Genomic DNA, 21135 nt, shown 5'->3' on the forward strand with positions numbered 1-21135 from the left:
ATGACAAATTAGAGTCATACCAACAACGAAAACCAAGCGCCGATTTATAGTATTTATTTATAACTAATAAAGGAGACGATAAAAGGATACGTCGACACATTACTAGAGGCTTTGGTGTAGTTAGTGGTAAGGCAGGATGATAAGAGCAAGAATGCTACCTCATCTGTTGATTGTAAGTTACAAATAAAAGGATAACAATATGAATGTTTCTATCAGTGGTCATCATATCAGCGTTACCGAAGCTATGGACACAGCAGTACGCGAGAAGCTTGAAAAAGTAGAGCGTCACTTCGATCAGATACAAAGTATTCAAGTGATTTTATCGTTAGACAATAGCGGTGCTAGCGACGGCGGTAAAAAGAGCCATAAAGCTGAAGCAATTATGCGTGTCTCGGGTCAAGAAATGTTTGTCCAAGCGTATGAAGATGATATGTATAAAGCCATTAACGAGATGGCAGACAAGCTAGATAGACAAGTACGTAAGTACAAAACCCGTCAAGAGCGCAAAAAGACTCAGGGTGCAGGACGCGATGGTCGCTATCAGGATCTAACCCCTGCAGAAGCAGTACCAGCAGCATAGTTCGGGTTTAAAACTTTGAACGCTATCGTTATAAGCTAGTGAAAGTAGACTAAGAGAATAAAAAATTTATAAGTAGCTACTGCATTAGTTTGTAATTGACGTAAAAAAAGACCTCTAACATGTAATACGTTGAGGTCTTTTTTAGCATTAGTAAACTTAGCTAGTAAACTTAGAACGAGAATGAACTAGTTACCAACTCAAGCTTATCTATCTAAACATCATTAACCACCACCGACGGCTTGTACTACTTCGATATTCATACCTTCTACGATACGCAGTTGAGCAAGCTCGCTCTTTGGCATCAGCTCGCCGTCTACTTCTACAGCGTAACGACCTTGGCTAAGACCAAGCTCATTGATAACCAGTTGTACAGTCTGATGAGTGGTTTGCAAGCTTTTACCATTGACACTAATGGTGCTCATATTAAATACTCCCTAATATTTTAAAATTCCTGTTTATCTGCTATTCACTGCGTATCTTTTGCTTTATTACTGATAGTTCGTTGCAGCTGATGCGAAGAGCTAAAAATAACAATAACAATAACTATTCGATTAAACAGCTCAGTTAACTGAGCCTTTTAATCGAAAGGCAGAAACGGCCAACCATAGCCAACCTGCAATCATGAGAACGCCACCAATAGGCGTAATCGCACCGAACCAGCGCGGTGCACCAAGCGTCATGGCATACAAACTACCAGCAAAAATGATAATACCAATTTGTAGTAACCAAGCGGTCGTCTGAGTAATATATTTTAAACGAATCAGTAAGCCAACAAGCAATAATCCTAGCGCATGTACGAACAAATACAGCGTTGCCGTATGCCACCACTCGAGCTGCTGTATGCTGACATGACCTTCTAGACCATGCGCACCAAATGCGCCCAGAGCAACAGCAATAGCCATATTAATTGCGGCAATACCGATCCAATTTATCATTGAACAGCTCGTATCATCTTAAGGCTACTGAATATCATCTGGCAAAATCACACTATCAATGGTCATCGCATCACGGATTTTGTCCATAGCATTTTTCTCGATCTGACGGACTCGCTCAGCTGAGATAGAGTAAACTGCTGCTAACTCATGCAAGGTGGATTTTTGCTCAGATAACCAACGCTGTTCGACGATATCACGCGAACGATCATCTAAAGTGCCCATCGCAGCGATAAGTGCTGATGAGTTGTTCTCTTCCCAATCCGCTTCCTCTAGCTGCTCAGCTGGATCAATTCCATCTTCCAAAAATAGCTGAGGGGCATAGCGACCATCATCATCGTCGCTTGACTGCGCCTCGAACGAAGCGTCATAAGAAGTTAGACGTGATTCCATCTCTAACACTTGCTTGCGCGTGACATTCAAGTCATTAGCGATAGCGTCCGCTTCTTCTAGTGTCAGCTGATTGTTGGTTTTCTTAAGGCTGCGCAAGTTAAAGAACAGTTTACGATGAGCCTTGGTGGTCGCAACCTTGACGATACGCCAGTTGCGAATCACGAACTCATGAATTTCAGCTTTAATCCAATGTACGGCAAACGACACCAGACGTACGCCTTTATTCGGGTCAAAACGTTTGACTGCTTTCATCAATCCTAAGTTACCTTCTTGGATTAAATCTGCTTGCGGCAATCCGTAACCCGAGTAGCTACGTGCGATATGAATTACAAAGCGTAGATGTGACATCACCAGTAGACGAGCGGCTTCGACATCACCTTCATCATAATAGCGATGCGCCAACTCTTGCTCTTGTACTGGCGTCAAAATCGGGATTTGATGGACAGTATTGATATACGCACCCAAGTTGACCCCTGGCGCTGACAAGTGAGTTGGCATAGCTGGTACCAAGTCGCGCGTACTGGTGTTGCCCAATGTACTCGCGTCATAAGGTGGTCGCTGAGCCGCGGCCTTTAATGCAGCATCGCGTGCATCATTTTTTATAGGAGCTGAGCCATCTTTTTTATTTGTATTTACAGCATCAGTAGAAGTATTAGCCATATTCTTGACCTTGGTTAAATAGTTAAGCAAATAGTCAGATAAAAATCTTTATGATTTGATTGTAAAGGATAGCAGCGCTTAGTTGCTATCAGTTTTGGTAATGATGAAGTGATATATTGTAGCGAAACGCTGTAATGATGTGCCATCAGCTGACGAGTGGTCAGTAACTTCATTGACCACTAGTTCCAAATAATCTGCCGACTGTGATTGCTGGCTTTGTCGACAGAATGCTGTGATATCAGCTTGTGAGTTAGGGTCGGTTGCAACCACGTACAGCGACTCACCAACTGTTACGTCACGTAATGCGACCTTAGTTTTTAACAATGGCATCGGACATGCAAGACCGCGTCCATCAACGAAACCTTTTATATTGAGTTCAGATTGCGCTGTAGCTACATCATCTGAATTATGACTTTCAGTCGGTAGCAGCTCTAATAAACTCGCAATATCGTTCTGCTGTGCATCAGTCAAATTCGCTGATAACTGTATAGAGTGCGATACACGTTCGATGAATAATTCACTAGCAGCGGGCATAACTTAAACCTTGTAGATATCTATATTTTAATTTGTTCTATTAGCAATAGGCTTTGATATTGAGTACGAACATAATTCATCAATCATAAATTATGAGGTCGTCACAGTCATCTAAACCTACTATCATTGTTGCTTATTATACCAAATAGACAATGTATAGTTGCAGTTGAATATAATCAACGCTGCGTTCGGTTCACTAGAATCATATAACCAAGAGTTGCACGATTAGCAATTGGCCTATTAATAGTTATACGATTGAGACTTACTGCATAAATAATAGCCCAATGAATAATTACACAGCCATGTTGCGCAATCGTGACGGGTGGCTAAGTTATTGGTAGTTAAGTGCATTGTAGAATTGACCTTGGATAAACAAGCTCGTATAGTCGAAAAGACGTCGTTAATTATCTTATAGGATATACACTTGTACCAGGCTAATAGAACGAAGCGACCCGACAGTAACAACTCTTTAGTAGCCACAAATTCTGTAGGCTTGCCGATTATGCTGTCTAAGCAAAAAGGTAAACGTCATTTTATGAGTGTAGCTTTGCCAAATAGTATCAAGGTAGGACTGTCAATAATGCTACTAGCCATAGCCAGCGGTGCACATAGTCGTGAGAGTCAAACGCTGCCATTTGCTGATAGCTCGTGGCAAGTCACAGATCCGCAAACGCTAGATCTACCAAATCTGCGCGGGCAAGGCTTAAGCTTTGCTGAGCAATATCAAAACAAAATGCTTGGCGAATGGTCATTACAGAATATCAATGGCCGTGTCAGAATGGAACATGATCCTTGGGTACAAGAAACGATAAAAGACATGACGTGGCGTCTCAATGCCCAAGCTCGTCAGCAAGCACCACTTGGCGTTGTTATCATTGATAATCCTAGTATTAATGCCTTTGCAGCGCCTGGTGGCGTAATCGGTATCAATACTGGGACGATACTGTCAGCTAGTAGCATGGATGAGCTGGCAAGCGTTGTCGCGCATGAAGTTGCGCATATCAGTCAACGGCATTACGAAAGCGGCGCTGACGAACGCAAAAAAGCCTTGCTGATGCAGCTAGGCGGTATGCTAGCTGCGATTGCTGCCTCAGCTGTCGATGGTGATGCCGCTGCGGCTGTGATGATGGGCAGTCAGACAGCTTCTATGAATAGCAGCATGGCCTTTAGCCGTAGTAACGAGCGCGAGGCTGACCGAGTTGGGATGCAGATTATGACCCAAGCGGGTTATGATCCTCGGGCGATGCCACGGTTCTTTGCCACAATGAATCAGCAGAGTCAGTTAAATCAAGTTGAGAATCAATTCTTACCGAGCTTTGTACGCTCACATCCTCTGAGTAATGAGCGGTTGAGCGAGTCACAAAGTCGCGCTCAGCAGTATCCAGCGCTCTCATTGAGCCAACAGCAGCGCCATCAAGCATTGTTTGATTTGTTGTATTGGCGTGTTCAAGTGACTGGTAAACATGCATCCGAAGTCACACTGACAACAGCTGCCAAAAACAGTCTCGGGGCCAAACTTGCGCTAATGCATTGGTATGGAGAGCAGCAGCGTTTTACAGATGCTAATAAGGTATTGGCGGAGATAAATGCGTTATCAAGCACGCAGCGTCAAAATTTAGAGCCTCTATTGTCGATTACCCACAGTCAGTTATTAAGTGAACAAGGCAAATGGCAACAAACCGTAGATGTCTTAGAGAGCCAACAGCGCCTATATCCTGAGCGCCGTGATTTACGTCTTTATCTGGCCGAAGCGCTGACTAACAGTAATCAACCGATAAAAGCTCAAGCGCTGTTGAAGCCACTAACAGAACAGCAGCCAAGCGATCGTTATGCATGGCAAAGCTTGCAACTCGCCAATGAAAAACTTGCTAAGACCACCACTTCACCACAGTTAGCCAATATCGCGACGATTAATGCATTGCGCTATCGCAGTTATGATCAGCTATGGAATGGACGCTATGAGAGTGCGCTGACCTCTTTGACACAAGCCAAACAGTTGACGGAAAACCTACAAACCACGGAACAAGCCAATAGTGCGCGTCCGTTATTGGCCAATATTAATGCAGAACTCAAAGCAATAAAAACCGCCAAAGACTTTAAGCCTTAGGCGGTTATTTGTACAGATTAGCCTGCCAATCAATAGCAAATGCTAGCCTTGTAACGCGTCTTTAACCATTTTAGAAATCAAAGCAGGATCAGCACGGCCAGCTGTTTTATTCTTCAAAACACCCATGACGCTACCCATATCACGCATAGACGTAGCACCTTGCTCAGCGATTTCAGCATTTACCAATGCCATGATCTCGTCTTGATTCATTTGCTGCGGCATAAACTCGTTGATGATATCAATCTCAAACTGCTCTTTGGTAGCCAAGTCATCACGGCTATTTTCTGTAAAGATAGTTAGTGACTCTTGACGCTGTTTTAGCTGTTTTTGCAAAACTTCTAATACTTGGGCATCATCAAGTTCTGTCTGACGGTCAATCTCGATTTGTTTCACTACTGACTGTACGTTGCGCAGTACTTTAACGCGCTCAAGCTCACGAGCTTTCATTGAAACTTTGATATTGTCTGATAACGTCTGTTTAAGTTGGCTCACTGCTATTATCCTTATCGATCTGTTAAATGCTATTCGCTAGATGTCGTTTGTTAAATTTTAGAACAAAACCTGCTGATAGTGGTTTTAATAAAAAATTAGGGGCTGTAGTAATAACAAAAATTGTAGCATAAAAAACGCCACTGATATCGATTGATAACAGTGGCGTTAGTGTAGCGCTTGTACTTAGCTAATCAGATTACTGATTAGTACATACGAGTGGTACGAATAGTTTCGCGTTGTAACTTCTTCTTATAACGCTTTACGGCAGCAGCTTTTTTACGCTTACGTACTTGCGTTGGTTTTTCATAAAACTCACGCTTACGTACGTCTGATAATACACCAGCTTTTTCACAAGCACGTTTAAAACGACGGATAGCGATATCAACTGGTTCGTTTTCTTTAACCTTAACTGCAGGCATGAAGACTCCTCGATTAGGATGAGATATAAGGGCATTAGTTTGGCTGTGTATTAGTATTTAGCCGTAATATCTCAAGATTACAGGCATCAGCTCAAACTAGGACAATTCTCACGCATTAGCGTAAGGGCAGGTATTTTAATAAAAAATACCAACAAAGTCAATGATTTTAAGCATTTATTGCCGATAAGGTATTCAATTAAATAGCTATTTGAATTTGGCTTTCAAACTATGAATTCGACATATATACGATGCTTTATCAATAAAAAACCCCTACCGTCTATAACGGTTTGATTGGAGTTTATGCTATGATAATTCCCATATTATAGGGTCTATTGAACATTCAAATATTAGGGCTGCTGATGGCTAAAGTTACACCAAACTAGGCGAAAACCGACGATAATGTCGAGACCTTAGCTAGGTTTTCAACAACGGTTGGGGTAATTTTAGCATCAGCCTTGAGAACGGATCGAGCAAAGCACTGCTTTGCCCGTTCGCAAGGCAAGAGCTGTGCTCGAGTGGAGGGCAGTACTCTTTTTTGCCAATATATGGCGAAATAATTTAACCTAGAATGACTAGGCTTCAACAATTTCACTGCATATTGTCTAAAAAATAGTGACTGCCAGCACCACATTTGAAAGTTCAATAGACCCTAGTAAGCCTATTAACCGTTTTGTGTGTATTTTATTGAGGATGTTGGAATGAAAAAAACAGTATTTAACACGGCATTAAGCACCGCACTTATCGTAGCTTTAGGTGTGAGCGTGAGCGCTTGTAGTGGCGGCGAAGAGCATGAAGAAGTGCTGGCTATCGATATGGTGGATGAAGCGGCTGAGTTGGCACGCGAAAACGCGCCTGAAGCAGAAGAAATGGAATTCCCAGAGACAGCACCAATGCCAGCGGCTGATGCAGCGGGTACAGAAGCTGACGGTACAGCTACTGCCGAAGCAGGAACGGCTGACGCTGATACTGCAGAGGCAGCAGCTACCGATAGTACGGATACAGCCGCTGCTCCTACTGACAGCGCTGATATGGCGGCTACTGACGACACAGCTGCAGCCACTGCTGAGTAACTTAGTGGTCAATTGACTATTAGCTCAATTGAATATTAAACAGTCGTTGGTCATATACGTAAGTAATTTAAGCTGATATAGCGCATCACTAATTGATGGCAGACTGACTAAGTAAGGGTAAAACCATGATTGATATACAACCGTACATGAACAAGCTGAAATTGTCTGTGATCAGCATGAGTGTGGTATTTGCTGTGAGTGCTTGTAGCGGTGATAACACAGCTACGGAAGAGTCTACAGCAGCCAATGAACCTGCTACTGCTGTAGAAGAGAAAGCTGTAGCAGAAACCGAAGGCACGACATCTGAGTCTGTGGTTGATCCAGAAACAGATACCCAACCAAAAGCAGCAACAGAGTCTGCAGAAATAGTAGATGAAGCAGTGACAACACCTGAAGCTGATTCTGAGCCTGAAGTGTTGGCAGCAGATGCAGGTGCTAAACTGTATGAATCAAACTGTCAGGTTTGTCATGCTGCAGGTTTACTCGATGCGCCAAAGTATGGTGATACAGCGGCTTGGGCAGCTCGTCTAACCAAAGACAAAGAGACGCTATATATGCACTCGGCTAAAGGCTTTAATAAAATGCCAGCACAAGCGGTGAATGGTGTGACCGAAGCACAAGTTAAAGCAGCTGTTGATTATATGCTAGCGTCGGTAAGCTGATACGGTATATATAGAGTATGTAAGCTATTGAAATTTGCTAAACTGGCCGTCATTGTGACTGACAATGACGGTTTTTTTATGCACATTTTTTGTCATGCCAGTCTGAGAATATACAGCTGTATCAAGCGAATTCGAGATAGCGTGTGGCTGATTGTATTATAGTCGGTGAACTACTAAACCGCTACGGCGTTACCCTCCTTAGATGTACTACTTGTACAATCTGCAGTCGGCTGCCTTGTACTCATTTTAGAGTTCTTTGACTATAGTTATCCAATTTCTCAAAATGATGTAAGATAAAAGTGCGACAAAAATAGCACGAAAACGAAAGTATAAAGGCAAAAGTATGAAAGTATTGGGCTTAGAGACCTCTTGTGATGAGACGGGGCTAGCGATTTTTGATAGTGAGCAAATAAATAGCGACAACCAAGGTTTGGTCGGGCAAGTACTGTATTCTCAGATTGAGCTGCACGCCCTTTATGGTGGTGTTGTGCCTGAGCTTGCTAGCCGCGATCATATTCGTAAGCTAGTGCCATTACTTAATGAGCTACTCGAACAGTGCGATATGAAAAAAAGCGAGATCGATGCGATTGCTTATACCAAGGGACCTGGTCTTATTGGTGCATTAATGACAGGCGCACTGTTTGGTCGTAGCTTAGCATATGGTTTAGATATTCCAGCGATTGGTATTCATCATATGGAGGGGCATCTTTTGGCGCCGCTTATGGGCGCGAACCCTCCGGCATTTCCTTTTGTCTCGCTACTAGTATCTGGTGGGCATACGTTACTGATTGCTGCTCACGGTGTTGGGCAATATGAGATATTGGGTGAGTCGATAGATGATGCGGCGGGTGAGTGCTTTGATAAAGCAGCTAAAATGTTGGGTCTTCCTTATCCTGGCGGTCCTAATATTGCTAAGCTGGCAGAAGCTGGTAATCCTGACGCTTACGCACTCCCAAGACCAATGCTCCATCGGGGTCTAGACTTTTCGTTTAGTGGCATGAAAACAGCCGTGCATAATCTGATTAAAGATACACCATGCTCGGGAGGGTCGGGTAATGGCGCTGATAGTGATCCACAAGTTCGCGCTGATATTGCTGCCAGTTTCCAGCATGCAGTGGTCGACACGCTAGTGAAAAAATGTGTCAAAGCACTTAAGCAAGCAGATATGAGCCGCTTAGTAATTGCGGGCGGGGTCAGTGCCAATACTCATCTGCGCGAGACATTAGAAGCGGAACTGGCTAAGATCAATGCGACGGTTCATTATGCACCGCCTGCACTATGCACGGACAATGGCGCGATGATTGCTTATGCAGGTTTTGAGCGCTTGCAAGCAGGACAGTCTGATGATTTGGCCGTTAGCTGTATTCCGCGTTGGCCGATGACAGAATTGCCAGCTGTGTAATTGAGCCTTTTGTTCAATACGTTTATATGAATTAAGGACAGTCTATGCAGTGGCTTGCTATTGGTTTGGGCGCAGCATTCGGTGCTTGTTTGCGAGCTTGGCTATCGCGTTTTAATGCTTTGCACGGTTGGGTGCCACTCGGTACCCTGAGCGCCAATATCTTAGGCGGACTGCTGATAGGGCTTGCGCTAGTATGGTTTGAGCGCATGGGAAGCAATTTATCTGATCATGTACGCGTGTTTGTGATTACCGGATTTTTGGGCGGGCTAACGACCTTTAGTACGTTTAGTGCAGAGGTATTTGGCTTTATCCATGACGGGCGGCTGCTGGCAGGATTAGCGCTCATCGGCCTGCACGTTGGACTGACATTATTAGCAACTGCACTTGGCTTTTATTTCTTTAAGCTAGTTTTGTAGGCGTTGATAGATATTAATCGTTTAAGAGTCTGTTATAAATGGTTCCACTATATCAGTCTGTTATAAGTAGTCTATTAATACGTTTGGAGAGTGAATTAGCTGGTTCCGTTGGGGTATACTCAAAAAATAAATCCTTTAAACGATAAATCATCTATTAACAGTCTGGCTGTTCAAAAACTTGATTTTAAATCCATAGGCCTAGTTGTATGGCGTTTTGCCATATATTTGCCCAGTAAGGGTAAGCAAAACATTGGTAATTGAAAAGCACCCAGTAACGGTAGAAACACCGCACCCATAAAGGGTACAGTTATGGTGTAAGAAAGTAATACATTGCGTCCGCCACATACCAGCGCCGCGACAATAGCATTCTCATAGCCAAAACGCCGATATATTATATAAGCGGTAAAATAAAACACCAATGCCAATACCGAACTTAGCACTAGTAATAACAACGCTTGCCAGGGATTGTGGTCAAACGTAGTACGAAATCCTGCCATCAGTCCCAGTGGAAACAACATCAGCAGTAAAATATTAAACTGCCCAATTTTGGGATAATAACGTGACAAAATAGCAGGTGGAACAAACCGACGCACTCCCACAGCTAGCACCATTGGCATGAAAATATAAACTAACAAGCGTTTGACATAAAGACCAACGTCTAAATTCGAACTTTCATCGCCTAATAGCCATAATACGCCTAATAATGTACAGGGCATAACGAGCGTAGCAGCGATAGTTTTTGCCGTCGCCAGTTGTGCATCAAATCCCACCGCATTGACCAACGCACCACTACCGAATAATGGGGCAGTGGCACCAAGACCTGCAATCGCCAATAGCCAATCGCCACGTACACCGAGTGCATAAGCAATTACTATTAAAGCTAGACTCATGCCCCCGCTTTGTAACAAGGCAAAAACCCATACATAGCTTGTCGCTATACGCTTTAAAAGTGCATATTGGTCAATGCCTAGTAAAGTAAAAAACATCAAGAAGAACAATATTTGGGGTAAATATACCAATACTGCATTGGATAAGTTTGGAAAAACAAAGCCCATAATTGCACAAACTGGCATAATTAATGTGCTATGGCGCGCAATAAAACTAAGAAGCATGGCCTTTCCTAATAAAAAATGTTTTTTTGATACATATGCTGAACCACGCTGGGATTGTTTGATATCCAACAATCTTAGAGAGTATTAAAATTCCGAGGTGTCTCATATACCTACCACATTGATGCCTGTATAGCGCATCGATCACAGATAGAATATGTCTGGTAAGTACACCATGAAGTACACTGTGACTATTTCAGCGAGTTAAAACGTCGATACCATTAGCCCACAGCCAAAGGTTCAAGTCCTCACTAGGGAACCATTATTTACCATAACATTCATTACGATATGAAAAGGTGAATAATATTTCATCACTATAAAAAAGTGATTAGTAATGAAACTATAACGGCTTCACTATCCCTTCCAATAAGCTCGCAAATCCCTCCATATACGCCGTATCTCGACTTGAGGTACGCGTCGCTGCGTACAGCTGACAATGAACCCCTTCTCCTAGTGGTCGTGATACGACCCAGCCTTTTTTCTCGTATTCAGCAACCACCCAATCAGGCAATGCTGCTACGCCGCGTTCACTGGCGACCAACTGAATCAGCATCGCGGTCAGCTCTGTTGTACGAACACTTTCAAAGCTTACTTGTGCTGGCGTCATAAAATTAGCAATGATATCGAGACGTTTGGCCTCTACTGGATAAGCAATTAATGTCTCATTAATCAAATCATCAGGTTCAATAAATTTTTGAGCCGCTAAATCATGTGTTGGTGAAAGCACCAAACGACTCTCGTACTCAAACAATGGCTGATAGCTGATACCGTCGAGCGGTAAATCACTGGTAGTAATAAGCAGATCAATATCACCTTCCATCAGTAGATGATGTGGCTCAGGCTCAAACCCTGTGGCAAAGTCTAGCTCGACATCCGACCATTCACGGCGATAGTGGTTGAGTATCGGCATGAGCCAATCAAAGCAGCTATGACACTCTGATGCTAGGCGTAATCTACCTGCTTGACCATGTGCTAAGCGTTTAAGATTTGATTTGGTGCGAGTAACTTGCGGTAGGATATTGTCTGCTAACGCCAGTACTGCTTTACCTGCGGGCGTAAAACTAAGCGGGCGCGTCCGACGGTTGACTAAGCTGATGTCGTAGTAGTTCTCCAGCTCTTTCAGTTGATGCGACACAGCAGAGGCGGTGACGTGTAGCTCGTCTGCCGCTGCTGCAAGTGAACCATGCGCTCGTAGCGCGGTTAATGTATTAAGATGACGTAACTCAAGCATAATATGACCTAACCGCTAAGGTGAGAAAAATTCATTATAGTCAATATAGCGCTGACTTTCACTCATAGTCCGTTATTAATGCTCAGTTAATAAGCAATTAGTCAGCAATCAACATCTAGCGCTTGCGTAACAATAACTGTGAGATAACGACCAATACTAGCGAAGCAACCAGCAATAACGTACCAATGGCGTTGACTTCTGGCTTGAGTCCTACGCGCACCATAGAATAAATGCGCAGCGGTAAAATCTCATAGCTAGGTCCCGTGACAAAGGTAGACACCACCACATCATCTAGCGACAAGGTAAAGGCCAGTAACCAACCCGCCATGACTGCTGGCAAGATAACGGGAATCAATACTGTGCGCACCATGGTTGATTCGTTAGCACCCAAGTCACGTGCCGCCTCCATTAGACGCTCATCTAAACTACTCAACCGCGCAAAGACGGTAATCACAACAAAAGGTAGGCAAAAAGTAATGTGCGCCAATAGCAGCGAGACAAAGCCCAATTGCAAGCCAATTAATAAAAACAGTGCTAGCAATGAAATAGCGAGTACAATCTCAGGCGACATCATCAGGACAAATAGCAGCCCGTTTAGTAAGCCTTTACCGCGAAAGTTATAACGGTGTAATGCCAACGCTGTAAGCGTGCCTATCAAAGTTGAGACGGTGGCTGCCACCAATCCTAATACAATCGAGTGCCAAAACGCATCGAGCATCGCTTGGTTATTAAACAGTGACTCGTACCACTTTAAGCTAAAGCCGCCCCAGTTGTAGCCGATTTTTGACTTGTTAAATGACATCACCACCAAAACAATGATGGGCAGGTACAACAAGGCATAAATCAGTCCGAGATAGCCTTTGGCAGCGATACTGCCAATCTTAAGCGTACGAGCTTTTTTATTCGGTGAGCTATAAGACATTAGGCCACCTCGTTAAAATCAGTTTTGCCAATACGGCGACTACTGGCATGGTAGGCCAGTAACAATACGGCCATTGCCAATGTCAGTAATACGCTAGCTGCCGCGCCAAAGGGCCAATCACGCGCATCTAGAAATTGGTTTTTGATGATATTTCCGACCAATAAGTTACGAGAACCACCCAAGATATCAGCCACATAAAACGTGCCCATTGCAGGCAATAGCACGAGTAGCACACCAGAAATAATACCAGGTGTTGTTAATGGCAATACCACATGCCAAAAGGTCTGTGTTTTAGTTGCACCCAAATCCTGCGAAGCCAGTAGCATGTCATTACGCAAGTCGGTAAATACTGCATATAGTGGCAGTACCATAAAAGGGAACAGCAAGTAGGTTAGTCCTGCGATCACTGCGCCTTGTGTATATAAAATATCGATTGGCGTATCGATTACGCCGATGGCTAATAGCGATTTGTTAATCAAACCATTGTTAGCAAAGAGCAGCTTTAATGCATACGTTCGTACCAAAGAATTGGTCCAAAATGGCAGTATCAGTAGTAGCATCAGTAATGGCTGCCAACGTACTTTTGCTTTGGATATTAGCCATGCAAAAGGGTAGCCCAGCAGCAAGCAGATAACCGTTGTGATACCTGCCATCCATAATGAGTGGACAAATACCTCAAAATACAACGGGTCAATCATCCGTACATAGCTGTCGATGCTAACAGGTAAGCTAATAAACGCACTGCTATCACGGGTCAAAAAACTGACAGCGATGACTAGGATATTTGGTAATAGTGCAAATATCAGTAGCCACCCCCAGATTAGCCAAAGCGTGGCGGTACGAAATGGACTTTTACTGCCTAAGTGGTTGCGAGCCATCAGCTACCATCCTTTTGTACAGTCGTGTCTGGCACAGCTTCAGAGTCTTCTGGCAATACCCATTCCCAACCATCTACCCATGAGACTTTGACTTCCTCGTTTAGTTTGTAATCAAAGCTTGGATCATCCTCATCAAAAAACTCAGAGGCCTTAATGATATGACCATTTGCCAGTTCGATAATCGAGTCTAAGGTGCTACCTTTATAGTTACTCTCGATGACACGGCCTAATAGTCCGCTATGTTCGTTGTCTTTTGGATCGTATATTCGCAAATCCTCAGGGCGAAGTAGTAAGTTAACGATATCGCCCACTTGCACGTCATTGGCAAAACTGGGACGACGTAAGTTACGTAATGTAGTTGGCCCTTCTTGTGCTTGCGCTTCACAGACTTCGACCTCGATACGCCCGTTAGTCACTTTGCCATCTCGATCTGGCTGGTCTGGATGGACACCTTTGACCTCAGCTCTGAACAGATTGGTCTCGCCGATAAATTTTGCAGTAAACAAATTGGCAGGGGTTTCATAAATCTCGATAGGCGTACCGATTTGCTGGAACGTGCCATCTTTCATTACGGCAATACGGTCTGACATCGAGAGCGCTTCTTCTTGATCATGGGTCACGAAGACAAAGGTAATGCCTAGCTCGCGTTGTAGACGCTTAAGCTCAGATTGCATTTGCAGGCGCAGTTTATGATCGAGCGCGGATAATGGTTCATCGAGCAATAGTAGTTTAGGACGGTTAATCACCGCACGTGCAATCGCAACTCGCTGCTGCTGACCACCAGATAGATCTTGTGGCTTGCGGTTGGCTAAATGCTCTAGCTGTACCATCGCTAGCATCTCGCTAACACGTCTTTGGATTTCATCTTTTGGGACTTTTTTTAGCTTTAGGCCATAAGCCACGTTTTGGGCGACGCTCATGTGAGGGAACAGCGCATACTGCTGAAATACGGTATTGACCGGACGTTTATCAGCGGACAAGCCTGCCATCTGTATGCCATCCAAATATATCGCTCCAGCGTTCGGTTGCTCAAAGCCTGCAATCAAGCGTAATAATGTCGTCTTACCACAGCCTGATGGACCAAGTAACGTCAGAAACTCACCATGTTTGATATCAAGGTTGATGTCTTTTAGGACTTCGGTTTGATCATAGGTTTTTTTTAGACCAGTCAGTTGCAGCAGCACCTGATCATCATGAGGTGACGCAGAGGTGTTATGCGTATTTTGAGATAAATCGGTCATAATATCTATTCCTAAGCGTCCAATAGCTATATGCAGCTGGCTGTCATTATAGGGATTGGCATGAGCGTAAGCATGTTCGGATTGCTGCCTGAATGCTGCCTGAATGCTGCCTGAGTGCTGCGTATTATAACAAACCCTTGGTATAAGTCAGTGCAAGTTCATTATAAGTTACGCGAGTAATACTGTCGTAGCAGCGATATATACAGCTATATTTTTAAATGTGACTACATTCACCTAGCGATATTTAGACAAATGTTTTTACCGTTTTTGGGTTTTTATTCCTATACAATCACGTTATGGCTGACAAACATTATTAGCCTGATAGTTTGACGATAATTAGTCAGTCTGTGCTGGAATACATGTATGCAAAACAGCTTATAACTCTAATATTATTGATGATAAAGGATCTCTCATGCCTACCGATATACGTCCAACCACAGGTCAAGAAGCACTTGAGCTTTTAAAAGCAGGTAATGCACGCTACGTTGATAGCCTCACCAGTACCGATGAGTATATGCAGCGCCGTCCAGAGTTGGTCAAGGATCAAAATCCATTGGCCATTATTTTGGGTTGCTCGGATGCACGAGTACCCGTTGAGATTGTCTTTGATCAAGGTTTGGGAGATTTGTTCGTTATACGAGTCGCAGGTAATGTGGTTGCACCATCGCAGATTGGTTCAATCGAGTTTGCAGCCGAAGCCTTCGGTACGCAATTGGTAGTGGTGCTTGGACATTCAAAATGCGGTGCTGTCACGGCTTGCGTTGAGACACTGATTAATCCTGAACAAAACTATTCACCTAACTTGCAGTCCATCGTAGATCGTATTCGTCCAAGCGTTTATAACTTGCACGAACTGGCAACTGCCAATGGTCAAGACGTCGATGCAGATGAATTGGTTGACCGTTCTATCCGTGCCAACGTGCGCATGTCAGTCAGTCAGCTAAAGCATGGCTCACGGGCATTAGAGGACTTAACCAATAGTGGCCAACTGCTGGTAGTCGGTGCTGAGTATGATCTTGAGACAGGAAAAGTGCGTTTTTTAGACAGTTAGGATATGTCCTCAATTAAGCTATATTTAAGGCAGCTTTGAGCCATTTGTTAAATTATTGATAGGCTTCATAGATATCGATAGTTTAACAATTCCTATTCAGCTTCTTACAAAACCCTATCAATTACCTTGCCATTTTTTATTATGATAAGAGAACGACGCAAATTACGACAATCGTGATTTGCCTTTATTTTTTGAATTATATTAGGATAATTATGTCTACTTCATCTAACAACAATAACGACGCACTAGACCAACCTGCTAGCAGCGTTAATACTGATGGTGTTCAGCCAATCTCATCACAGACGACCGGTTTTACTTTTAACCACACCATGCTACGTGTCAAAGACCCTGTTAAATCGCTAGAGTTTTACACTGGTGTCTTGGGTATGACCTTGCTTGCCGTTAAGAAGTTCCCTGACATGGGATTCGATTTATATTTCTTGGCTAAGTTGACCGAAAGCGAGCGCGAAAACTTGCCAACTGGCGATGACTTAGAAATCTTTGCTTTCCGTCAACGTGGTATTTTAGAGTTGACGCACAACTACGGCACCGAGACAAAAGCTGACTTTAGCTATCATGACGGCAATCAGGATCCACAGGGTTTTGGTCATATTTGTTTTAGCGTTCCAAGCTTGGATGAAGCGGTTGCTTGGTTTGATAAAAACGACGTCGAATTTAAAAAACGTCCAGAAGATGGCAGTATGAAAAACATTGCCTTTATCAAAGATGTAGACGGCTACTGGATCGAAATCGTACAGGCCGATTTGATGGGCTAACTGTCATAACGACAGCACCTATTAAGATAAGTGCGCTAATAGAAATAAATAGAATAAAGGAGTATCACCCAGATGCCTACCTCTGAGGCAGACACGACACTGAGTGCTGAGACAGCTGCGCAGTCTACGACGACAAATGGGTTGACCTATCAAAGCATTCTTGGTTCGGCAAATGAGATATGGGTTGGCTTTGTTGAGCGCATCCCATATTTTGTCGCATCAATTATCGTTATCCTAATTTTTTGGTTTTTATCGATTGTCTTCAAGAAAATCGTTCACAAATTATTAGGTAGCCGTAGTCGGCATCAGAACTTGGTAAAAGTGTTTCAGCGGGTAGGCGGGGCGCTTATTTTCTTTATTGGTTTTATGATAGCGATGGTTATTGCGGTACCGGGGTTCACTCCTGCTAAGTTGATTGGCGCGCTCGGTATTGGTTCCGTTGCTATCGGTTTTGCTTTTAAGGATATCTTCCAAAACTTGCTCTCTGGTATCTTACTGCTGATTTCAGAGCCGTTTCGTATCGGTGATCAAATCGTTTCAGGCGACTATGAAGGAACAGTCGAAGATATCAAAATCCGCGCAACTACCATCAGGACTTATGATGGCCGTCAAGTGGTGATTCCAAATTCAGATCTCTATACCTCAGCATTGACCGTTAATACTGCTTACAAGCAGCGTCGTCTGCAAGTCGCAGTTGGTATCGGTTATGAAGATGACATTGAAGCGGCTAAAGCTGAGATTATAAAAGCATTAGATAAGATAGAGAGCGTCTCAAAGAAAGCAACGCCAAGTGTAATTGCTACTGGCTTCGGCGGTTCGTCCATTGATCTCATGGTACGCTGGTTTATCGAAGATGGTACGCAAGCCAATAAGGTTGCCTCGATTCATCAAGTAATTGTAGGTATCAAAAACTCGTTGGATGCAGCGGGCGTAAACATTCCATTCCCAATACGTACGATTGATTTGAGTGATCCTTCTGTGAGTGCAATCGTTAATAAAATGAACGAGCAGCAAGACATTGTGGACGTGAATAAAACAGTAGCAGAGTAGGGCGCTCGGTGAAATATTTAATTAGTTTCGAAACTTTGATTTCCACAATATTTAGAAAACTAAAAAACCGCCACATCAATTAATATGGCGGTTTTTTTATACGTGTCTACTTGCTATAAGTACAAAGCTTTATTCGTCTTTTGCTCTAAAGTCGGTATGGCATGATTTACAGCTTGCACCAACTTGTCCAAACGCAGGCTTAACATCGTCCATGCTAGTGGCGTTTTGGGCGGCGGCGTTTAGCTCAGCAGTGACTTTTTGAAAGTTTTCAGCTTCAGCACTGAAACCATCAGCATTAGACCAAACCGCTTCAGTAGCATTACCTACCGCTTCTGGGTCTTCAAAATGACCCCAAGGCTTGGCGGCATCTTCTGCTAGGAATGCCGCTTGCTCTTTAAATACATCGGCATCAAATGTATCAGGTGCTTTTGCCATATCACCCATGACGCCCATTGCGTCGCCCCAGTTTTTCATGGTGTCTTGACGCGCTTGCACGTCAGGGTTAGATCCTGTTGAAGTGCTACAGGCCGTTAGACCCAGTGCAGCCGCCATCAAAGTAACGCTAAACAGAGATTTGAAAGATTTGTTGGTATGAACCTGTGCCATATGACTTACTCCTTTAAACTTGGCTAATAGTAAGCGCGATTAAAAACGCTCGCTTTGACTTAAAATATAGTTATACAAAATACTGCCTAAAATTCTTCTGAGCACAGTTGCTAATAAAGAACGTCTTCTATTGTAACGGTTATCTGGGCGATGGGAATTATATAGTTGTTATATCCTCGTAATATTTTAGATAAGCATAACTTAACTTGGTTGTTACTGCTTATAGTTGGTTACGATGATTGTATTGGTAAATACACGACATATTTTTTACAATAATAACGTGAGAGTAGCTCGTTTGGATAGTACTGACAATAAAAAAGGCCAGCGATAGTAGCTGACCTTTTTAATATTTTCCAAAAATATGAGTATTGCAATATTTACGAAAACTACAGTGCTAACCAATCACGTGGCTTTAGATAATAATCGGTCAACTCAAACTCAGGTGTTCCTTCAGCAGGCTCAAAGCGATAGTGCCAGCTGGCAAGCGGCGGCATACTGACTAGAATTGACTCGATACGTCCGTTACTCTGTAGTCCAAATAGCGTGCCACGATCGTAGACCAGGTTGTATTCGACGTAGCGACCACGGCGATAGAGCTGAAACTCGCGCTGCGCTTCAGTATAAGGCGTATTTTTACGTTGTTCAAAAATCGGCATGATACCGTCAAGATAACCGTTGCCCACGGCTTTCATAAAGTTAAAGCAAGTCTCAAAGTCCCAGCCACGACTCTCGGTACTGACGTCATCATAAAACAGACCACCAATACCGCGCTGCTCATCACGATGGCGCAGATGAAAATACTCATCACACCACTGTTTAAAATCAGCGTAAATATTGTCCCCAAAAGGCGCACACAAGTCATGACAAACTTGATGCCAGTGTACACAATCAGCGAGTACTGGATAGAATGGCGTTAAGTCAAAACCACCGCCAAACCACCAGATAGGAGCTTCGCCTTCCGCTTCTGCTACGAATAAACGCACATTGGCATGGCTCGTAGGCACGTTTGGATTTCTGGGATGGACAACCAGTGACACGCCCATTGCTTGAGCTTTACGTCCAGCGATATTGGGGTGACGCGCGGTCGCCGAGGCGGGGAGGTTATGTACATGAATATGGCTAAACATGACGCCCGCTTTTTCGATGACCTCGCCATCTGCCAATACGCATGACCGCCCGCCGCCACCTTCAGGACGTTCCCAGTCATCAGGTACAAAGGTTGCATACTCGTTGTCGTTAGTGCTGCCATCACGCTCTTGTGCTTCTAGCGATTCACAGATACGTGCCTGTAAATCAACCAAAAATTCACGCACTCGCATGATGTCGTTATTGGTTGGCGTCGTAACGGACGCTACCGTTGATAAGTCTGTTTCGTTATTTGTATTTGTAATACTCATAAGATATCTATTTATTCAGGTGTATGGCGGTATTAAGGTCTGTATCGAGAGAAGCGTCTATATCAAGATTGATATTTTTATCAAACAAGTGGCCCATGCGATCACGTTTGGTTGCTAGATATTCCGCGTTCATATCATTGACACCGACCAACAATGGCACCCGTTCGACAACATCAATACCATGCTCAGTCAGATAAGCGACTTTGTTTGGATTGTTGGTGATAAGCCTTACAGCGTCGACACCGACATGGGCCAGCATCGGACCACACATATCATAGATACGCGCATCAGCAGGCAAGCCTAACATGAGATTGGCATCCAACGTATCATGCCCTTGATCTTGAAGGGCGTACGCACGAATCTTATTGGTCAAACCAATACCGCGGCCCTCTTGACGCAAATACAAAATCGCACCGCAACCTGACTCTTGGATGGCTTGCATAGCAGTATTGAGCTGCGGACCGCAGTCACATTTCAGTGAGCTAAACGCGTCGCCTGTCAGACATTCAGAATGAATGCGAATGAGCGGCACTTGCTTCGCTATCGATTCGTTCTTTTGGTTCAGTATCATGTTGTCTAAAGGTTGGTTAGCTATAACATCTGTCTGTTGTTCGACCACAGTTAGACCAACGGTCAGCATGACATGCTCTTGACCTTCGCTATTTTCAAAGATATGAATATCAAACTCGCCGTGACGAGTAGGTAATTTGGCACTAGTGATAAATTGATATGACATTGCTGTCCTACATAAGCCTAAAGTCGTGGCGGTGAAAAGTATGTTACTGCTGTTCGAGATGAGCGCTGTTAGAGCCGGTTACTGTTCGAGATAACTACTGTTTTCGAAATAACTATTAGTTGAGATGAGCATATCATCTAAACTTTACTGCTAAGATTAAGATGATACCAGTATAACCTGTTCATAAAGACAGCGTACTCATTGTATTTATTATAAAAACACACAAAATTCACAGACGATGCACGATGATTAAAGCGACAATTAAAAAAAGATGCTATTATGCCATACTATTTTGATGGATACAGTGACAAGTCTTTATCCTTGCACTACTATGTCGTCATTAACATCTGATATTGATGCAAAATAATAGGCCATAATGTCACCCCTCAGTTGTCAATAGTATGAAAGCATCAATAGTTTGATATCAAAACGTTGGTATTGACGCGCAGTCTATTGTGCTAGCGTGTGTAC

The 21135-nt window shown here is 43.5% G+C and carries 23 protein-coding genes; 9 read left to right on the plus strand and 14 right to left on the minus strand.

What is annotated here, in order from left to right; all coding sequences use genetic code 11:
* Positions 1-199: 199 nt before the first annotated feature.
* Positions 200-580: a ribosome hibernation-promoting factor, HPF/YfiA family gene (gene hpf / locus CXF69_RS10530; protein WP_102078036.1), complete on the plus strand. Its 381-nt coding sequence runs from the start codon at positions 200-202 to the stop codon at positions 578-580.
* Between the two features lie 221 nt (positions 581-801).
* Here hpf and thiS read toward each other — a convergent pair whose 3' ends face one another.
* From thiS to CXF69_RS10550, 4 genes are all read right to left on the minus strand, one after another.
* The gene (thiS, locus tag CXF69_RS10535; RefSeq protein ID WP_057758131.1) at positions 802-1002 is read right to left on the minus strand and encodes a sulfur carrier protein ThiS; all 201 of its coding nucleotides are present in this window, start codon (positions 1000-1002) and stop codon (positions 802-804) included.
* Between the two features lie 138 nt (positions 1003-1140).
* Positions 1141-1515 carry a DUF423 domain-containing protein gene (locus CXF69_RS10540; protein WP_102078037.1) on the minus strand — a complete coding sequence of 125 codons (375 nt, stop codon included), beginning with the start codon at positions 1513-1515 and terminating at the stop codon, positions 1141-1143.
* Positions 1516-1539: 24 nt separating this feature from the next.
* Positions 1540-2403 carry an RNA polymerase sigma factor RpoH gene (gene rpoH, locus CXF69_RS10545; protein WP_197099889.1) on the minus strand — a complete coding sequence of 288 codons (864 nt, stop codon included), beginning with the start codon at positions 2401-2403 and terminating at the stop codon, positions 1540-1542.
* 240 nt (positions 2404-2643) lie between these two features.
* Positions 2644-3099 (minus strand): sulfurtransferase TusA family protein, encoded by a 456-nt coding sequence (locus CXF69_RS10550; protein WP_102078038.1) that lies wholly within the window; start codon positions 3097-3099, stop codon positions 2644-2646.
* A gap of 535 nt (positions 3100-3634) precedes the next feature.
* Here CXF69_RS10550 and CXF69_RS10555 point away from each other — a divergent pair.
* Positions 3635-5206 carry a M48 family metalloprotease gene (locus CXF69_RS10555; protein ID WP_228706774.1) on the plus strand — a complete coding sequence of 524 codons (1572 nt, stop codon included), beginning with the start codon at positions 3635-3637 and terminating at the stop codon, positions 5204-5206.
* A gap of 42 nt (positions 5207-5248) precedes the next feature.
* Here CXF69_RS10555 and CXF69_RS10560 read toward each other — a convergent pair whose 3' ends face one another.
* Together CXF69_RS10560 and rpsU are read right to left on the minus strand one after the other, a co-directional pair.
* Complete coding sequence (locus tag CXF69_RS10560; protein ID WP_102078040.1) at positions 5249-5698, minus strand: GatB/YqeY domain-containing protein; 450 nt, start codon at positions 5696-5698, stop codon at positions 5249-5251.
* Between the two features lie 203 nt (positions 5699-5901).
* Positions 5902-6117: a 30S ribosomal protein S21 gene (rpsU, locus tag CXF69_RS10565; RefSeq protein WP_010195908.1), complete on the minus strand. Its 216-nt coding sequence runs from the start codon at positions 6115-6117 to the stop codon at positions 5902-5904.
* Between the two features lie 698 nt (positions 6118-6815).
* Here rpsU and CXF69_RS10570 point away from each other — a divergent pair.
* The 4 genes from CXF69_RS10570 to crcB all read left to right on the plus strand — a co-directional run bounded on the left by CXF69_RS10570 (position 6816) and on the right by crcB (position 9667).
* Positions 6816-7187, plus strand: a complete 372-nt coding sequence (locus CXF69_RS10570; RefSeq protein ID WP_102078041.1) for a hypothetical protein — start codon at positions 6816-6818, stop codon at positions 7185-7187.
* A gap of 125 nt (positions 7188-7312) precedes the next feature.
* A complete protein-coding gene (locus CXF69_RS10575) occupies positions 7313-7849 on the plus strand; it encodes a c-type cytochrome (protein WP_102078042.1) in 537 nt (178 codons plus the stop codon).
* Positions 7850-8192: 343 nt separating this feature from the next.
* A complete protein-coding gene (gene tsaD, locus CXF69_RS10580; protein WP_102078043.1) occupies positions 8193-9251 on the plus strand; it encodes a tRNA (adenosine(37)-N6)-threonylcarbamoyltransferase complex transferase subunit TsaD in 1059 nt (352 codons plus the stop codon).
* Positions 9252-9295: 44 nt separating this feature from the next.
* On the plus strand, positions 9296-9667 hold the full coding sequence (crcB, locus tag CXF69_RS10585) for a fluoride efflux transporter CrcB (RefSeq protein WP_102078044.1): 372 nt from the start codon (positions 9296-9298) through the stop codon (positions 9665-9667).
* A gap of 170 nt (positions 9668-9837) precedes the next feature.
* On the opposite strand, the gene CXF69_RS10590 is transcribed toward crcB, so the two are convergent.
* The 5 genes from CXF69_RS10590 to potA all read right to left on the minus strand — a co-directional run bounded on the left by CXF69_RS10590 (position 9838) and on the right by potA (position 15048).
* Complete coding sequence (locus tag CXF69_RS10590) at positions 9838-10779, minus strand: lantibiotic ABC transporter permease (RefSeq protein ID WP_095570686.1); 942 nt, start codon at positions 10777-10779, stop codon at positions 9838-9840.
* Positions 10780-11116: 337 nt separating this feature from the next.
* Positions 11117-12007, minus strand: a complete 891-nt coding sequence (locus tag CXF69_RS10595) for a LysR family transcriptional regulator (RefSeq protein ID WP_102078045.1) — start codon at positions 12005-12007, stop codon at positions 11117-11119.
* A gap of 115 nt (positions 12008-12122) precedes the next feature.
* Positions 12123-12929, minus strand: coding sequence for a spermidine/putrescine ABC transporter permease PotC (potC, locus tag CXF69_RS10600; RefSeq protein ID WP_101205487.1), 807 nt, complete (start codon positions 12927-12929; stop codon positions 12123-12125).
* On the minus strand, positions 12929-13807 hold the full coding sequence (gene potB, locus CXF69_RS10605; RefSeq protein WP_102078046.1) for a spermidine/putrescine ABC transporter permease PotB: 879 nt from the start codon (positions 13805-13807) through the stop codon (positions 12929-12931). Before potB ends, potC begins: the two co-directional genes overlap by 1 nt.
* Complete coding sequence (potA, locus tag CXF69_RS10610; RefSeq protein ID WP_102078047.1) at positions 13807-15048, minus strand: spermidine/putrescine ABC transporter ATP-binding protein PotA; 1242 nt, start codon at positions 15046-15048, stop codon at positions 13807-13809. Before potA ends, potB begins: the two co-directional genes overlap by 1 nt.
* Positions 15049-15460: 412 nt before the next feature.
* On the opposite strand from potA, the gene CXF69_RS10615 reads away from it, so the two are divergent.
* The 3 genes from CXF69_RS10615 (at position 15461) to CXF69_RS10625 (ending at position 17925) form a co-directional block, all read left to right on the plus strand.
* Positions 15461-16099, plus strand: a complete 639-nt coding sequence (locus tag CXF69_RS10615; RefSeq protein ID WP_057758161.1) for a carbonic anhydrase — start codon at positions 15461-15463, stop codon at positions 16097-16099.
* A 212-nt stretch (positions 16100-16311) separates the two neighbouring features.
* Positions 16312-16875, plus strand: a complete 564-nt coding sequence (gene gloA / locus CXF69_RS10620; protein ID WP_102078048.1) for a lactoylglutathione lyase — start codon at positions 16312-16314, stop codon at positions 16873-16875.
* 72 nt (positions 16876-16947) lie between these two features.
* On the plus strand, positions 16948-17925 hold the full coding sequence (locus tag CXF69_RS10625; RefSeq protein ID WP_102078049.1) for a mechanosensitive ion channel family protein: 978 nt from the start codon (positions 16948-16950) through the stop codon (positions 17923-17925).
* 129 nt (positions 17926-18054) lie between these two features.
* On the opposite strand, the gene CXF69_RS10630 is transcribed toward CXF69_RS10625, so the two are convergent.
* From CXF69_RS10630 to ribA, 3 genes are all read right to left on the minus strand, one after another.
* Complete coding sequence (locus CXF69_RS10630) at positions 18055-18531, minus strand: c-type cytochrome (RefSeq protein WP_102078050.1); 477 nt, start codon at positions 18529-18531, stop codon at positions 18055-18057.
* 386 nt (positions 18532-18917) lie between these two features.
* A complete protein-coding gene (hemF, locus tag CXF69_RS10635; RefSeq protein WP_102078051.1) occupies positions 18918-19928 on the minus strand; it encodes an oxygen-dependent coproporphyrinogen oxidase in 1011 nt (336 codons plus the stop codon).
* A 7-nt stretch (positions 19929-19935) separates the two neighbouring features.
* Positions 19936-20664, minus strand: a complete 729-nt coding sequence (gene ribA, locus CXF69_RS10640; protein ID WP_102078052.1) for a GTP cyclohydrolase II — start codon at positions 20662-20664, stop codon at positions 19936-19938.
* Positions 20665-21135: the final 471 nt, after the last annotated feature.

The organism is Psychrobacter sp. Choline-02u-9 (assembly GCF_002836505.1).
Taxonomy (GTDB): Bacteria; Pseudomonadota; Gammaproteobacteria; order Pseudomonadales; family Moraxellaceae; genus Psychrobacter.

Bases quoted from the DNA above. Each gene is read 5' to 3' on its own strand.
- CXF69_RS10550 (WP_102078038.1), bottom strand. From the start codon at position 3,099: ATGCCCGCTGCTAGTGAATTATTCATCGAACGTGTATCGCACTCTATA.
- hpf (WP_102078036.1), top strand. From the start codon at position 200: ATGAATGTTTCTATCAGTGGTCATCATATCAGCGTTACCGAAGCTATG.
- CXF69_RS10570 (WP_102078041.1), top strand. From the start codon at position 6,816: ATGAAAAAAACAGTATTTAACACGGCATTAAGCACCGCACTTATCGTA.
- CXF69_RS10590 (WP_095570686.1), bottom strand. From the start codon at position 10,779: ATGCTTCTTAGTTTTATTGCGCGCCATAGCACATTAATTATGCCAGTT.
- gloA (WP_102078048.1), top strand. From the start codon at position 16,312: ATGTCTACTTCATCTAACAACAATAACGACGCACTAGACCAACCTGCT.
- tsaD (WP_102078043.1), top strand. From the start codon at position 8,193: ATGAAAGTATTGGGCTTAGAGACCTCTTGTGATGAGACGGGGCTAGCG.
- crcB (WP_102078044.1), top strand. From the start codon at position 9,296: ATGCAGTGGCTTGCTATTGGTTTGGGCGCAGCATTCGGTGCTTGTTTG.
- potB (WP_102078046.1), bottom strand. From the start codon at position 13,807: ATGGCTCGCAACCACTTAGGCAGTAAAAGTCCATTTCGTACCGCCACG.
- CXF69_RS10615 (WP_057758161.1), top strand. From the start codon at position 15,461: ATGCCTACCGATATACGTCCAACCACAGGTCAAGAAGCACTTGAGCTT.
- thiS (WP_057758131.1), bottom strand. From the start codon at position 1,002: ATGAGCACCATTAGTGTCAATGGTAAAAGCTTGCAAACCACTCATCAG.
- CXF69_RS10595 (WP_102078045.1), bottom strand. From the start codon at position 12,007: ATGCTTGAGTTACGTCATCTTAATACATTAACCGCGCTACGAGCGCAT.
- potA (WP_102078047.1), bottom strand. From the start codon at position 15,048: ATGACCGATTTATCTCAAAATACGCATAACACCTCTGCGTCACCTCAT.
- CXF69_RS10630 (WP_102078050.1), bottom strand. From the start codon at position 18,531: ATGGCACAGGTTCATACCAACAAATCTTTCAAATCTCTGTTTAGCGTT.
- rpoH (WP_197099889.1), bottom strand. From the start codon at position 2,403: ATGCCAACTCACTTGTCAGCGCCAGGGGTCAACTTGGGTGCGTATATC.
- hemF (WP_102078051.1), bottom strand. From the start codon at position 19,928: ATGAGTATTACAAATACAAATAACGAAACAGACTTATCAACGGTAGCG.
- potC (WP_101205487.1), bottom strand. From the start codon at position 12,929: ATGTCTTATAGCTCACCGAATAAAAAAGCTCGTACGCTTAAGATTGGC.
- rpsU (WP_010195908.1), bottom strand. From the start codon at position 6,117: ATGCCTGCAGTTAAGGTTAAAGAAAACGAACCAGTTGATATCGCTATC.
- CXF69_RS10540 (WP_102078037.1), bottom strand. From the start codon at position 1,515: ATGATAAATTGGATCGGTATTGCCGCAATTAATATGGCTATTGCTGTT.
- ribA (WP_102078052.1), bottom strand. From the start codon at position 20,664: ATGTCATATCAATTTATCACTAGTGCCAAATTACCTACTCGTCACGGC.
- CXF69_RS10555 (WP_228706774.1), top strand. From the start codon at position 3,635: ATGAGTGTAGCTTTGCCAAATAGTATCAAGGTAGGACTGTCAATAATG.
- CXF69_RS10625 (WP_102078049.1), top strand. From the start codon at position 16,948: ATGCCTACCTCTGAGGCAGACACGACACTGAGTGCTGAGACAGCTGCG.
- CXF69_RS10575 (WP_102078042.1), top strand. From the start codon at position 7,313: ATGATTGATATACAACCGTACATGAACAAGCTGAAATTGTCTGTGATC.